Raw genomic sequence first — 13,211 nt, forward strand, 5'->3', positions numbered from 1 at the left:
GACGTTTGCGACTGGCCGCAACAGGCCCCCAGCCCGCGCTGCACGTGCCGACCTAAGAGCGAGCTTCGCTGTCTCGACCCCCGCAAGCGGGAGCGGTGCACCGAATTCGCGGATGGTACGTCCACGCCGCGCTACGCGCCTACCGCGGACAGGCTCTCCCTGATCTGGCGCTTGATCACCTTGCCGTTGGCGTTGCGCGGCAGCGGCTCTGCTGTCAGCGCCATGGTCTCCGGCACCTTGTAGTCCGAGATCCGCTCGGCGCACCAGGCGCGCAGGCTCTCTGCGTTCACTTCCGTGCGGGTGACGATCACGGCGTGCACGCGCTCGCCGAGCACGGGGCACGGCTTGGCGATGATCGCGCTCTCGACCACGGCGGGATGGCCGGCCAGGACCGACTCGACCTCGGCCGAATAGATTTTCAGGCCGCCGCGGTTGATCATGTCCTTCTGGCGATCGAACACGCGGACGAAGTTTGCCGCGTCGATCGAACCGAGATCGCCGGAATGCCAGAAGCCGGCGGTGAAACTCTCCGCGGTCGCCTCCGGATTGTTCCAGTAGCCCTTGATGACCGAGGCGCTGCGGATCCAGAGTTCGCCGATCTCGCCGCGCGGCAGTTCGCGGCCGTCAGCGCCCATCACGATGATCTCGGCACCGGGGCACGGCAGGCCGACGCTGTCGATATGGGCGGCGGTCAGTTCGCCCGGCATCAGCGTCGAGGGCGACGTGGTCTCGGTCGCGCCGTAACAGTTCGCAAGCTTCAGCCCGGGAATCTTGGCGTCGAGCTTTTCGATGGTCGCGACCGGCATCGGCGCGCCGCCGAAGCCGCCGATCCGCCAGCTCGACAGATCGTAGCTGTCGAAATCCGGCTGCATCAGGCAGAGATTGTACATCGCCGGCACCATCACCGTGTAGCTGACGCGCTCGCGCGCCGCGACCTTCAGATATTCCGAGGCCTTGAACTCCGGCATGATGATCAGCGCGCCGGCGCAGCGTGCCATGGTGGTGATGTTGGCGACCGCGCCGGTGACATGCGCGAGCGGCACCGCGGCGATCGAGCGATCGGCCCTGGTCAGCTTCAGACACGACACGAACACCATCGAGGAGTGGATGATGTTGCAATGGGCGAGCATGGCGCCCTTGGGCCGGCCCGTGGTGCCCGAGGTGTAGAGGATCATCGCGGTGTCCTCTTCCCTCACCTCCGCCGGCGCCTGGGCCAGAGCGTTGTGGGCGAGACCAGCGAATTGCGACGCGCCGTCGTCGCTGACCGCGATGCGATGCTTGAGGCCGGGAATGTCGGCTGCATCAGGGATGCGGTCGGCGAGCGTGGCCTCATGGACCAGAAGCGTCGCGCCGCAATCGTTCAGCACATAGGCGATCTCGGGCTTCTGCTGGCGCGTCGAGAGCAGCACCGTGACCAGTCCGGCATGCGCGGCGGCGAACATCGTCAGCACGAATTCGATGCGGTTGCCGAGCAGGATCGCGACGCGGTCGCCGGGCGCAAGGCCGAATTTTGCAAAGCCCGCCGCGACCTTGGCCGATTTCTCCGCGACATCGCGCCAGCTCAGGCGCGTCGCGCCGCAGACCAGCGCCTCGCCGTCGCCGTTCTGCGCAACGGCTTCCGCGATCATCGCCCACAGGCTGCCGGGCCGCTCCGGGAAAGCCGGCACGACGCGGTCGCCGAAGCGCGGCTCGAGCCGCATCGGCGGAATTGCGTGCTGCGACGAGTCCATGCGCGCCCCGTCAGCTCTTCTTCATGCCGTAGACGTGTTCCGGCCCCGGGAAGGCGCGGCTCTTCACGTCGCGTGCATAGCCCGCGATCGCCTCCTCGATCATCGGCCCGAGATTGCCGTAGCGGCGCACGAATTTCGGCGCCCGCGGCGACAGGCCGAGCATGTCCTCCAGCACCAGCACCTGGCCGTCGCAGGCAGCGCTGGCGCCGATGCCGATGGTGGGCACGGCGATCGACTGCGTGATCTTGCGCGCCAGCGGCTCGGCGACCGCCTCGACCACGATCGAGAACGCGCCGGCCTCCGCGATCGCCCTGGCGTCGTTCTCGATCGGCGCCCAGGTCTCCTCCTCGCGGCCCTGCGCGCGGAACGAGCCGAGCGTATTGATCGACTGCGGCGTCAGACCGATATGGCCCATCACCGGAATGCCGCGCTCGGACAGGAACGCCACCGTCTCCGCCATCCGCGCGCCGCCCTCGAGCTTGACCGCGCCGCACAGCGTCTCCTTCATGATCCGTACCGCGGATTGAAACGCCTGCTCCTTCGAACCCTCATAGGAGCCGAACGGCATGTCGACCACCACTAGCGCAGCTTGCGAGCCGCGCATCACCGCGCGGCCCTGCAGGATCATCATGTCGAGCGTGACCGGCACCGTGGTCTCGAAGCCGTGCATGACGTTGCCGAGGGAATCGCCGACCAGGATGGCGTCGCAATGACGGTCGACCAGCGCCGCGGTGTGCGCGTGATAGGACGTCAGCATCACGATCGGCTCGCCGTTCTTGCGGGCGCGCAGATCGGGCGCGGTCTTGCGCTTGATGGCGGATTGAACAGACATAGTCAGGCTCCCATGACAGGCACGCCGATCACGACCGGGTGGAACGCAAACGCCAGCGCCAGATAGACGATGACACCGACCGCGATCGCGATCAGGTCGTTGGTTGGGCCGCCCACCGGAATCGGCGGCGCGCCGGCATCCGTGCGGCGCTTCAGCGAGATGCGGTCATAGACCGCCCAGCCGAGAAACGAGCCGAACAGGATGATCGAGCCGAGGTCGCCGTTGGCGAGCAGATGCGCGAACGCCCACAGCTTCACGCCGGCGAGCATCGGATGCTTCAGCGTGGTGTAGATGCGGCCGCGGATATAGGAGGCGACGACGAGGATGACGGCGGGCAGCATCAGCGCCACCGTGATGTGCTTGAACGCTGTCGGCGGGGTCCAGACGTCGATCCATCCGCTCGCGCGATAATGCGCAAAGCCCCAGATGATCAGCACGAGCCCGGCCGCGGAGGCGAGCGAATAGGCGATCTTGTAGCCGCCCTCGCCCATCGCCTTGATCAGGCCGGCGCGCATCTCGCGCAGGCTGGACAGCACATGGACTCCGAGGAACAGCACGAGACCCAGGATCATGACGAGCAGTCCCACGATGTTCCTCCCCTGATCGAATTAATGCCTTCGCGTATCACCTTCGCCGGGCGGGTGGCAATGCGTCACGCCACGACTCCGTCATTCCGGCATGGCCCGCAGGGCCGGACCCGGAATCTCGAGGTTGCCGGGCGCGCAAGCCAATCCCGGGATTCCGGGTTCGCGCTTCCAGCGCGCCCCGGAATGACGTGTCTCACGGCTTGTTGGCCGATTTGGCCAGCTCCCGGTTGTCGACATAGCGGATCATGATCGGCCGGCCGGCCAGCGCGCCGCCCAATCCGCCGGTGAATTTCAGGGGCAGGCAGGCATCCAGCGAGGCGTTGATCGCATTGAGGTAGGTGGTGCGGGTGTCGGCCGGGATGCCCCGCGTCGAAAACGTCAGGCGCGGCGCGCCGATCATCTCGCCCGATCGTTTGAAGCTGAAACGCACCGACATCTGCATGCCCGCGCGCGCGTCGTCCGGCGGTGGCGGCGCCCAGCAGGCGCGCAGCGCGGCGAACAGATCGCCGATGGTATTGAGATCATGATTCGGCTTGCGGTACTTCTCGGCCTGATCCTGCGGTGGCACGGTCAGGATCGTGAGCTGGAGATTTTCGCCGTACGGATAATCCATCTCGGGCAGGCATGGCCCGTGGTTGAACACGCTGCAATAGGACGGGATGCAAGGCCCTTCGTCGAGCACGCTGCAAGGCGTGTGTGCGAAGGGCGCCGGGTTGGTTTGTTGCCGCTGCTGCGCAGAGGCCGCGCTCGCGAGCGCAAAGGCCGGCACGGCAAAAGCGAGGCAGATGGCGACGCGTCGGAGCATGCAGATGGACCCGGATTGCGCTTTCGGGGAAAATGGTGCCGCGGCCGAAGCGCATCAAGCGGGGCCGTGTTCAATTCCTTGCGCTTGGCATACTGAAACCTAGGTTCGGCCGGTGCGTGCCCCCTTGATGCCGGCGAGGATGAGATCGATGCCGGCGAGATAGTCGACACGGTCGTCGTGGTCCCGCATCGCGCCGGCCACGCTACGTGCAAACGGGTAGTCGCTTGCGTCGAGCGCGGACCAGTCGGTCGCCACCGCATCCAGGAAGCTCGATCGGTCCAGGCCATGCGTCCGCGCGAACTGCGCGTTGGCTGCGTTCTGGCCACCGACGCCAAGGATGTAGTTCAGCAGGACCGAGACGATCGTCCACTGCGTGTCGGCAGCCACGCCAAGCGCGCGAACCTGCTGGCCGATGCATTCCAGAACGCGCACGGTCGGCAACTGCCCGGCAGCACGGATCAGCGCTGTCCCGACCCACGCATGCGCCTCCATTGCGTCGAACATGCCGAGCGCAAGGGCGCGAATGGTGGCCTTCGGCGATCCGCTGACCACGTGCTCATCGACCATGCGCGCGACAATGGCATCGCAGGCGGCGACCAGCAGATCACTCTTGTTGGCGATATGCCAGTAGATCGCGCCGGGACCGGTCGCGAGCCGTTCGGACAGGGCGCGGAACGTCAGACCGTCCTCGCCGCTTTCGTCCAGGAGTTCGATCGAAGCCTCGATGATGCGATCCCGCGAGAGCGAGTCCTCGCGTCGCTGGCTGCTGCGCGCCTTCTTGACCATGCCGCACCTTGACACGTCTGGAACGGCATTCCAAGTATTGGAACGACGTTCCATAACTCTCAGCCTCCGCGCCGGAAGGACTCCGTATGAAATCTCCCGTCACGATCGTCGGTGCTGGCCTCGGCGGATTGACGCTTGCCCGCGTCCTCCACGTCCACGGGATCGCAGCGATCGTCTACGAAGCGGAAGCCTCCGCAGAGGCACGAACGCAGGGCGGCATGCTCGATATCCATGAGCACAACGGCCAACGCGCGCTGAAGGCCGCAGGCCTCTTTAAGGAGTTCCGCGAGCTGATCCACCCCGGCGGCCAAGAAACCCGCGCGCTCGATACCCAAGGCAATGTCCTGCTGCATCATCCGGACGACGGCACCGGCGGGCGGCCCGAGGTGCCGCGGGGCGAGCTGCGCCGGATCCTGCTCAACTCGCTGCCCGAAGGCACGGTGCGGTGGGGACACAAGGTCATAGCGGCCTCTCCGCTCGGCGGCGGGCGGCATGTATTGAGCTTTGCCGACGGCACGACGGTAACGACTGAGCTTCTGGTCGGCGCCGACGGTGCCTGGTCGCGCGTACGATCGCTTCTCTCCGCAGACAAGCCGGCCTATGTCGGCACTTCGTTCATCGAGACATATCTGTTCGACGCCGATGTCCGTCACCGAGCGAGCGCGGAAGCGGTTGGCGGCGGCGCGATGTTCGCGCTGGCGCCGGGAAAGGGCATCGCCGCGCATCGTGAGCCGAACGGCGTGCTGCACACCTATGTGGCGCTGACCAAGCGTGAGGAATGGTTTGCCAACCTCGACTTTTCCAACCCTGCGAGCGCCCTCGCCCGCGTCGCCGAGGAATTCGATGGCTGGGCCCGGGCGCTGACCGCGCTGATCACCGACGGCGAGACCGCGCCGGTGCTGCGCCTCATCCATGCGCTTCCGGTCGCGCATCAATGGGACCGCGTGCCCGGCGTCACGCTGCTCGGCGATGCAGCGCATCTGATGGTTCCATCGGGCGAGGGCGCCAATCTCGCAATGCACGATGGCGCCGAACTAGCAGCGGCGATCGTCGCCAACCCCGGCAATGTCGAAGCCGCGCTCGCCGCCTATGAAGAGGACCTGTTTCCCCGCAGCGCGTCCGAAGCGGCTGATGCGGAGGAGCTCCTCGAGTTGTGCTACGGCGCTAACGCGCCGCAGAGCCTGATCGACTTTTTCGGCAGTCACCTCCCCGCTGAGAACCGTAGCGAGTAACGGAGAAGCCGCGGCGTACCGGGTCCCCCGCCTTCCCGGGGGACGACACCGGAGCGAGCGCCACTACGACTTCTTCTTCACGTCCTTGACGTTGGAGAAGGTGATGCCCTCGGCGCGCTCGCGGGTGTAGCCAAGATAGAACTCGTTCTTGGCCATGAACACGGGATCGCCGTCGACGTCGTCGGCGATGCCGGAGTTGTTGGCGGAGATGAAGGCGTCGAGCTGCTTGCGGTCGTCGGACGAGATCCAGCGCGCCAGCGAAAATTCGCTGATCTCGAACTCGACCGGCAGCGAATATTCCGCGTCGAGCCGCGCCTTCAGCACGTCGAGCTGCAGCGGGCCGACCACGCCGACCAGCGCCGGCGCGCCGTCGCGCGGGCGGAACACCTGCACGACGCCCTCCTCCGACATCTGCTGCAAGGCTTCCTTCAGCTTCTTCGCCTTCATCGCATCGGTCAGCCGGACGCGGCGGACGATTTCCGGCGCGAAGCTCGGCACGCCGACGAAGGTCAGATCCTCGCCCTCGGTCAGGGTGTCGCCGATCCTGAGCGTGCCGTGGTTCGGAATGCCGACGACGTCGCCGGCAAAGGCCTCGTCGGCGACCGAGCGGTCCTGCGCGAAAAAGAACTGCGGGCTCGACAGGCTCATGTTCTTGCCGGTGCGCACCAGCTTGGCCTTCATGCCGCGGCTGAGCTTGCCCGAGCACAGCCGGGCGAAGGCGATGCGGTCGCGGTGGTTCGGATCCATGTTGGCCTGGATCTTGAACACGAACGCGCTCATGCGCGGCTCCGATGCCTCGACCTTGCGCAAATCCGAGTCCTGCGCGCGCGGGGCCGGCGCGAACTTGCCGAGGCCTTCGAGCAAATCGCCGACGCCGAAATTGCGCAGCGCGCTGCCGAAATAGACCGGCGTCAGATGGCCCTCGCGGAACGCAGCGAGCTCGAACGGCTTGCAGGCTTCCGAGGCCAGCGCGAGCTCGTCCTTGACTTCGGCGACGTCGAGATTGGGATTGCGCTTGCCGAGATCGGCGATGTCGATCTGCTCCGTGGCGCCGGTCTTGGCTCCGCCGCCCTCGAGCAGCCGCACGCCGCCATTGACGACGTCATAGGTGCCGAGGAAGTCGCGGCCGCGGCCGACCGGCCAGGTCATCGGCGTGGTGTCGAGCGCCAGCGTCTTCTCGATCTCGTCCAGAAGCTCGAACGTGTCGCGGCTCTCGCGGTCCATCTTGTTGATGAAGGTGATGATCGGGATGTCGCGCAGCCGGCACACCTCGAAAAGCTTTCGGGTGCGCGCCTCGATGCCTTTCGCGGCGTCGATCACCATCACCGCGGAATCGACCGCGGTCAGCGTGCGATAGGTATCTTCCGAAAAGTCCTCGTGGCCCGGCGTGTCCAAGAGGTTGAACACGAGGTCGTTGAACTCGAAGGTCATCACCGAGGTGACGACCGAGATGCCGCGCTCGCGCTCGATCTTCATCCAGTCCGAGCGCGTGTTGCGCCGCTCGCCCTTGGCCTTGACCTGGCCCGCGAGATTGATGGCGCCGCCGAACAGCAGCAGCTTTTCCGTCAGCGTGGTCTTGCCGGCGTCCGGGTGCGAGATGATCGCAAAGGTGCGCCGTCGCGCCACTTCCTCTGAAAGCGGCGAGCGGGACGGCGATTCGGCTGAAACTGAAATGTCGGACATGGCGGGGCATTTGGCAGGGAAAACGGGCGCAATCAAGGGCGTTTTGTCGCAATGCGGAACGGCCGCACCATCCCCATATAGGCACCGGAAGGACGACCTTCTCCTCACCATACCATTCGCGGGGACGACCCTGCCTTATCTGGAGGGTTCGTGATGGCTTGGACCATTCTGTTCACCGCTGGCCTGCTCGAGATCGGCTGGGCGATCGGGCTGAAATATACCGAAGGTTTCTCCCGACTGGTGCCGTCGGTGCTGACGCTGGCGGCGATGGCCGGCAGCGTGATCCTGCTCGGCCTCGCGCTGAAGACGCTGCCGATTGGAACCGCCTACGCGGTCTGGACCGGGATCGGCGCGGTCGGCACCGCAGCGCTCGGCATCATCCTGCTCGGCGAACCCGCGACCGCGATGCGGCTTGCCAGCATCGGACTGATCGTTGCCGGCATCGTCGGGCTGAAGCTGGTCGGCTGATTACTCCTTTTTGGGACGCGTTTTCTTAACGCGAACCTCGCTCGAAAACGCTACTTCAGAATCTGCACCGCCCAATAGCTCGCGGCTGCGACCGCGGCCGACGCCGGGATCGTGATCACCCAGGCGTAGACGATCGAACTCGCCACATTCCAGCGCACGGCGGAAAGCCGCCGTGCGGCGCCGACGCCGACGATGGCGCCCGTGATGGTGTGCGTGGTCGATACGGGAACCCCGAGATAGGTCGCCATGAACAGCGTCACGGCGCCGCCGGTTTCGGCGCAGAAACCCTGCATCGGCGTCAGCTTGGTGATCCGCAGCCCCATGGTGCGGACGATCCGCCAGCCGCCCATCAGGGTACCCAGCGCCATCGCGCCCTGGCAGGCCAGCACCACCCAGAACGGAATTTCGAAGGTGTCGCCGAGATGGCCCTGCGAATACAGCAGCACGGCGATGATGCCCATGGTCTTTTGCGCGTCGTTGCCGCCATGGCCGAGCGAATAGAGCGACGCCGAGGCGAATTGCAGGATGCGGAATGCGCGATCGACCGCGAACGGCGTGGAGCGCACCGAGAGCCAGGACACGATCGCGACCAGCACCAGCGCCAGCAGGAAGCCGACCAGCGGCGACAGCACGATCGCGAGCAAGGTCTTGGAGAGCCCGCTCCACACCGCCGCCGAAATCCCCGCCTTCGCCATGCCGGCGCCGACCAGGCCGCCGATCAGCGCGTGCGAGCTCGACGACGGAATGCCCAGCGCCCAGGTGATCACGTTCCAGACGATCGCGCCGACCAATGCTGCGAAGATCACGGTCGCATCCACCACCGACGGCTCGATGATCCCGGTGCCGATCGTGTTGGCAACGTGCAGGCCGAACACCAGGAACGCGACGAAGTTGAAGAACGCCGCCCAGAACACCGCATATTGCGGCCGCAGCACGCGGGTCGAGACGATGGTCGCAATCGAGTTCGCGGCGTCGTGCAGGCCGTTCAGGAAGTCGAACAGCAGCGCGACCGCGATCAGGATGGTCAGAATTGGAAGACCCAGCGTGGCGTCCACGTGATGCCCCGCTCTATTGTGCTCTGTTGAGCATGATCGCCGCGCAAACGCTTCGCGTTTGTCGCAGGGAAAACCGCATCACACTTTTCCCGATCATGCTCAGACTTGCTCGATCACGATCGAGTTGATCTCGTTGGCGACGTCGTCGAAACGGTCGGCCACTTTCTCGAGATGGTCGTAGATCTCCGCGCCGACGATGTAGTCCATCGTGTTGGCGTCGCGGTGCTTCAGGAACAGCTCCTTGAGCCCGATATCCTGGAGATCGTCGACCCGGCCCTCGAGCTTGGTCAGCTCCTCGGTGATCTGGGTCAGCATCGAGACGTTGTGGCCGATCGACTGCAGCAAGGGCAGCGCGCGGCCGACCAGATTGGCGCATTCGACGATCAGGCCGCCCATCTCGCGCATCGGCGGCTCGAACTCGCGCACCTCGAACAGCATGACCGCCTTTGCGGTCGCCTGCATCTGGTCGACCGCGTCGTCCATCGAGGTGATCAGGTTCTTGATATCGCCACGATCGAACGGGGTGATGAAGGTGCGGCGAACCGCGGTCAGGACCTCGCGGGTGACGCTGTCGGCGTCGTTCTCGAACTGATTGACGCGCTGGCAAAAGACCGGAGTCTCCTCCCCGCCCTTCAGCATGTCCTGCAACGCCAATGCGCATTGCACGGAGGTCCGGGCGTGTCGGGCGAACAGGTCGAAAAACCGCTCTTCCTTGGGCAGGAAGGCGCGAAACCACCGCAGCATGTCTCAGTTCCATCATTCCGGGACAGCCCTTTTAGCGACTGTCACAGAACTGTCATAGAGCATCTGGCGGAGAAAAAACCTGAAACGGCCGCCCGAGCGGGCGGTCGTCCACCGCTAAAGTCGGCCGAAAGTCGCCGAGACCTGCCCTACAGCGACCGCCGCAACAAATGGGCCAGCTCACCGACCAGGCCGCGCCGGAACAGCAGCACGCAGGCCACGAAGATCACACCCTGGATCACCGTCACCCACTGGCCGAAACCGGCGAGATATTGCTGCATGGCGATGATCACGAAGGCGCCGACCACCGGGCCGAAGATGGTGCCGAGACCGCCGACCAGCGTCATCAGCACGATTTCACCGGACATCGACCAGTGCACGTCGGTGAGCGAGGCATTCTGCGCCACGAACACCTTCAGCGAGCCGGCAAAGCCCGCCAGCGTGCCCGACAGGATGAAGGCGAGCAGCTTGTACTGGTCGGTCTTGTAGCCGAGCGAGATCGCCCGCGGCTCGTTTTCGCGGATCGACTTCAGCACCTCGCCGAACGGCGAGTTGATGGTGCGGTAGATCAGCAGGAAACCGGCGAGGAAGCCGACCAGCACGACATAGTAAAGCACCAGCGGCTTCGAGAGATCGAAGATGCCGAGCAGGTGGCCTTGCGGAATGCCCTGGATGCCGTCTTCACCATGGGTGAACGGCGCCTGCAAATAGAGGAAGTAAAGCAGCTGCGACAGCGCCAGCGTGATCATCGAGAAATAGATGCCCTGCCGCTTGATCGAGATGTAGCCGGTGACCAGGCCGAGCAAGGCCGCGGCCGCGGTGCCGACCAGGATGCCGAGCTCCGGCGTCAGCCCCCACACCTTCAACGCGTGGGCCGAGACGTAGCCGGCAGTGCCGAGGAACATCGCGTGGCCGAACGACAGCAGGCCGCCATAGCCGATCAGGAGGTTGAAGGCGCAGGCGAGCAGCGCGAAGCACAGCGCCTGCATGACGAAGAACGGATAGATCCCCGTCCACGGCACGATCGCCAGCAGCAGCGCCATCGCGGCGAATACGATCATCTCGTCGCGCATCGCGCGCGGCGTGATCGGAAGTGTATCGTCGGTCAATGCTGACATATCAAGCCGCCCGTCCCGTCAGTCCCGTTGGCTTCACCAGCAACACCACCACCATCAGGACAAACACCACGGTGTTGGAGGCCTCGGGATAAAAATACTTGGTCAGTCCCTCGATCACGCCGAGCGCGAAGCCGGTAATGATCGAGCCCATGATCGAGCCCATGCCGCCGATCACGACCACCGCGAACACCACGATGATGAGATCGGCGCCCATCAGCGGGCGGACCTGGTTGATCGGCGCCGACAGCACGCCGGCGAGCGCGGCAAGACCGACGCCGAGCCCGTAGGTCAGCGTGATCATGCGCGGCACGTTGATGCCGAACGCCCGCACCAGCGTCGGGTTCTCGGTTGCGGCGCGCAGGTAGGCGCCGAGCTGTGTCTTCTCGATCAGGAACCAGGTGGCAAGGCACACCACGAGCGAGAAGATGACGACCCAGCCGCGATAGATCGGCAGGAACATGAAGCCGAGATTGACGCCGCCCTTGAGCTGATCCGGGATCGAGTAAGGCAGGCCCGAGGACCCGAAATAGTTCTGGAACACGCCCTGCACGATCAGCGCGATGCCGAAGGTCAGCAGCAGTCCGTAGAGATGATCGAGGCCGGTCAGCCATTGCAGCATGGTCCGCTCGAGGATCATGCCGAAGATGCCGACCACGACGGGTGCGATGATCAGCGCCCACCAGTAATTGATGCCGCCCAGGTTGAGCAGGAAATACGCCACGAAGGCGCCCATCATGTAGAGCGCGCCATGCGCGAAATTGATGATGTTGAGCATGCCGAAGATGACGGCGAGCCCCAGACTGAGCAGCGCGTAGAACGAGCCGTTGATCAGTCCCACCAGAAGCTGTGCGTAGAGAGCCTGCATCGAATGAGCTTTCGCTAGATAGATGAAGCCCGCCGGCCACGCGCATGGCCGGCGGGCATGATCGTCACTTCTTCAGAAGCGCGCAGGCGCTCTTATCGAGCGGCGTGAAGGCCTGGTTGCCCGGCACGGTGCCGACCAGCTTGTAGAAGTCCCACGGTCCCTTGGACTCCGAGGGCTTCTTCACTTCGAACAGATAGGCGTCGTGGGTGACGCGGCCGTTGGCCTCGACCTCGCCCTTGCCGAACAGCGGATCGTCGGTCGGGATCGTCTTCATCTTCGCGACCACCTTGGCGCCGTCATGCGGATTGCCGCCGAGCGCTTCCAGCGCCTTGAAGTAATGCATGAGGCCCGCATAGACGCCGGCCTGCACCATGGTCGGGGGCGCGCTGTTCTTCATCCGCTCCGAGAAGCGCTTGGAGAAGGCGCGGGTCTTGTCGTTGAGGTCCCAGTAGAACGTCTCGGTGAAGTTGAGGCCCTGCGCGGTCTCGAGCCCGATCGCCTTGACGTCGGTGAGGAACAGCAGCAGCGCCGCGAGCTTCTGGCCGCCCTTGACGATGCCGAACTCGGCCGCCTGCTTGATCGAGTTGGTGGTGTCGCCGCCGGCATTGGCGAGGCCGATGATCTTGGCCTTGGAAGCCTGAGCCTGCAGCAGGAAGGAGGAGAAGTCAGCGGTGTTGAGCGGATGCTTGACGCCGCCGACCACCTTGCCGCCATTGGCGGTGACGACGGACGTGGTGTCGCGCTCGAGCGCGGCGCCGAACGCGTAATCCGCGGTGAGGAAGAACCAGGTGTCCCCGCCCGCCTTCACCAGCGCCTGGCCGGTGGCATGGGCGAGCATGTAGGTGTCGTAGGTCCAGTGCACGGTATTCGGCGAGCACTGCGCGTTGGTGAGATCCGAGGTGGCGGCGCCCGAATTGATGTAGACGCCGTTCTTTTCCTTCACGACGTTGTTGACCGCGAGCGCGACGCCGGAATTCGGCACGTCGACGATGGTGTCGACCTTGTCGACGTCGAACCACTGGCGGGCGATGGTGGTGCCGATATCGGGCTTGTTCTGGTGATCGCCGGAGATCAGGTCGATGGTCCAGCCCTTGGCCTTGAGGCCGGAGTCCTCGATCGCCATCTGCGCCGCCAGCGTCGAGCCGGGGCCGGCGAGATCGGCGTAGAGGCCGGACTGATCCGACAGCGCGCCGATCTTGACCGTCTTGTCGAGCTTTTCCTGGGCGGAGGCGACGCTTGCGGCGGACAGCACCATCGCGGTGCCGAGCAAGAGCGCCGAAATCTTGTTCTTCATGTCGTATTCCCTCGT

The 13,211-nt window shown here is 65.1% G+C and carries 13 protein-coding genes; 2 read left to right on the top strand and 11 right to left on the bottom strand.

Translation table 11 applies throughout. The features are described from left to right. Positions 1-131 precede the first annotated feature (131 nt). The 5 genes from J6525_RS00260 to J6525_RS00280 all read right to left on the bottom strand — a co-directional run bounded on the left by J6525_RS00260 (position 132) and on the right by J6525_RS00280 (position 4,740). Entirely contained in the window at positions 132-1,730 is a 1,599-nt protein-coding gene (locus J6525_RS00260; RefSeq protein ID WP_225641116.1) for a class I adenylate-forming enzyme family protein, read from the bottom strand. 10 nt (positions 1,731-1,740) lie between these two features. Next, a complete protein-coding gene (gene panB / locus J6525_RS00265; RefSeq protein ID WP_016839889.1) occupies positions 1,741-2,562 on the bottom strand; it encodes a 3-methyl-2-oxobutanoate hydroxymethyltransferase in 822 nt (273 codons plus the stop codon). A gap of 2 nt (positions 2,563-2,564) precedes the next feature. Next, positions 2,565-3,149 (bottom strand): NnrU family protein, encoded by a 585-nt coding sequence (locus J6525_RS00270; RefSeq protein WP_092088328.1) that lies wholly within the window; start codon positions 3,147-3,149, stop codon positions 2,565-2,567. Positions 3,150-3,342: 193 nt separating this feature from the next. Next, the gene (locus tag J6525_RS00275) at positions 3,343-3,954 is read right to left on the bottom strand and encodes a UCP034077 family protein (RefSeq protein ID WP_092088294.1); all 612 of its coding nucleotides are present in this window, start codon (positions 3,952-3,954) and stop codon (positions 3,343-3,345) included. A 99-nt stretch (positions 3,955-4,053) separates the two neighbouring features. Further along, positions 4,054-4,740: a TetR/AcrR family transcriptional regulator gene (locus J6525_RS00280; RefSeq protein ID WP_225641118.1), complete on the bottom strand. Its 687-nt coding sequence runs from the start codon at positions 4,738-4,740 to the stop codon at positions 4,054-4,056. Between the two features lie 86 nt (positions 4,741-4,826). Here J6525_RS00280 and J6525_RS00285 point away from each other — a divergent pair, with 86 nt between their 5' ends. After that, complete coding sequence (locus J6525_RS00285; protein ID WP_225641120.1) at positions 4,827-5,972, top strand: FAD-dependent oxidoreductase; 1,146 nt, start codon at positions 4,827-4,829, stop codon at positions 5,970-5,972. A gap of 63 nt (positions 5,973-6,035) precedes the next feature. Here the strand turns inward: J6525_RS00285 and J6525_RS00290 are convergent, their stop codons facing one another. Then, positions 6,036-7,655 (bottom strand): peptide chain release factor 3, encoded by a 1,620-nt coding sequence (locus J6525_RS00290; RefSeq protein WP_092088300.1) that lies wholly within the window; start codon positions 7,653-7,655, stop codon positions 6,036-6,038. 153 nt (positions 7,656-7,808) lie between these two features. Here J6525_RS00290 and sugE point away from each other — a divergent pair, with 153 nt between their 5' ends. Then, positions 7,809-8,123 (top strand): quaternary ammonium compound efflux SMR transporter SugE, encoded by a 315-nt coding sequence (sugE, locus tag J6525_RS00295; RefSeq protein WP_016839884.1) that lies wholly within the window; start codon positions 7,809-7,811, stop codon positions 8,121-8,123. Positions 8,124-8,173: 50 nt separating this feature from the next. On the opposite strand, the gene J6525_RS00300 is transcribed toward sugE, so the two are convergent. The 5 genes from J6525_RS00300 to J6525_RS00320 form a co-directional block, all read right to left on the bottom strand. After that, positions 8,174-9,178: an inorganic phosphate transporter gene (locus J6525_RS00300; RefSeq protein ID WP_092088304.1), complete on the bottom strand. Its 1,005-nt coding sequence runs from the start codon at positions 9,176-9,178 to the stop codon at positions 8,174-8,176. A 99-nt stretch (positions 9,179-9,277) separates the two neighbouring features. Then, complete coding sequence (locus J6525_RS00305) at positions 9,278-9,922, bottom strand: DUF47 domain-containing protein (protein ID WP_057019846.1); 645 nt, start codon at positions 9,920-9,922, stop codon at positions 9,278-9,280. 146 nt (positions 9,923-10,068) lie between these two features. Continuing rightward, positions 10,069-11,037, bottom strand: a complete 969-nt coding sequence (locus J6525_RS00310) for a branched-chain amino acid ABC transporter permease (RefSeq protein ID WP_057019845.1) — start codon at positions 11,035-11,037, stop codon at positions 10,069-10,071. A gap of 1 nt (position 11,038) precedes the next feature. Next, positions 11,039-11,902: a branched-chain amino acid ABC transporter permease gene (locus J6525_RS00315; RefSeq protein ID WP_016839880.1), complete on the bottom strand. Its 864-nt coding sequence runs from the start codon at positions 11,900-11,902 to the stop codon at positions 11,039-11,041. Between the two features lie 64 nt (positions 11,903-11,966). After that, positions 11,967-13,196, bottom strand: a complete 1,230-nt coding sequence (locus J6525_RS00320) for an ABC transporter substrate-binding protein (RefSeq protein ID WP_057019844.1) — start codon at positions 13,194-13,196, stop codon at positions 11,967-11,969. Positions 13,197-13,211 lie beyond the last annotated feature (15 nt).

The organism is Bradyrhizobium australafricanum (genome assembly GCF_020329495.1).
Classification (GTDB): domain Bacteria; phylum Pseudomonadota; class Alphaproteobacteria; order Rhizobiales; family Xanthobacteraceae; genus Bradyrhizobium; species Bradyrhizobium australafricanum.

What these genes read in the sequence shown, in the direction of transcription:
- J6525_RS00290 (WP_092088300.1), bottom strand. Translation starts at nt 7,655, where the DNA reads ATGTCCGACATTTCAGTTTCAGCCGAATCGCCGTCCCGCTCGCCGCTT.
- sugE (WP_016839884.1), top strand. Translation starts at nt 7,809, where the DNA reads ATGGCTTGGACCATTCTGTTCACCGCTGGCCTGCTCGAGATCGGCTGG.
- J6525_RS00260 (WP_225641116.1), bottom strand. Translation starts at nt 1,730, where the DNA reads ATGGACTCGTCGCAGCACGCAATTCCGCCGATGCGGCTCGAGCCGCGC.
- J6525_RS00280 (WP_225641118.1), bottom strand. Translation starts at nt 4,740, where the DNA reads ATGGTCAAGAAGGCGCGCAGCAGCCAGCGACGCGAGGACTCGCTCTCG.
- J6525_RS00315 (WP_016839880.1), bottom strand. Translation starts at nt 11,902, where the DNA reads ATGCAGGCTCTCTACGCACAGCTTCTGGTGGGACTGATCAACGGCTCG.
- panB (WP_016839889.1), bottom strand. Translation starts at nt 2,562, where the DNA reads ATGTCTGTTCAATCCGCCATCAAGCGCAAGACCGCGCCCGATCTGCGC.
- J6525_RS00310 (WP_057019845.1), bottom strand. Translation starts at nt 11,037, where the DNA reads ATGTCAGCATTGACCGACGATACACTTCCGATCACGCCGCGCGCGATG.
- J6525_RS00305 (WP_057019846.1), bottom strand. Translation starts at nt 9,922, where the DNA reads ATGCTGCGGTGGTTTCGCGCCTTCCTGCCCAAGGAAGAGCGGTTTTTC.
- J6525_RS00285 (WP_225641120.1), top strand. Translation starts at nt 4,827, where the DNA reads ATGAAATCTCCCGTCACGATCGTCGGTGCTGGCCTCGGCGGATTGACG.
- J6525_RS00320 (WP_057019844.1), bottom strand. Translation starts at nt 13,196, where the DNA reads ATGAAGAACAAGATTTCGGCGCTCTTGCTCGGCACCGCGATGGTGCTG.
- J6525_RS00275 (WP_092088294.1), bottom strand. Translation starts at nt 3,954, where the DNA reads ATGCTCCGACGCGTCGCCATCTGCCTCGCTTTTGCCGTGCCGGCCTTT.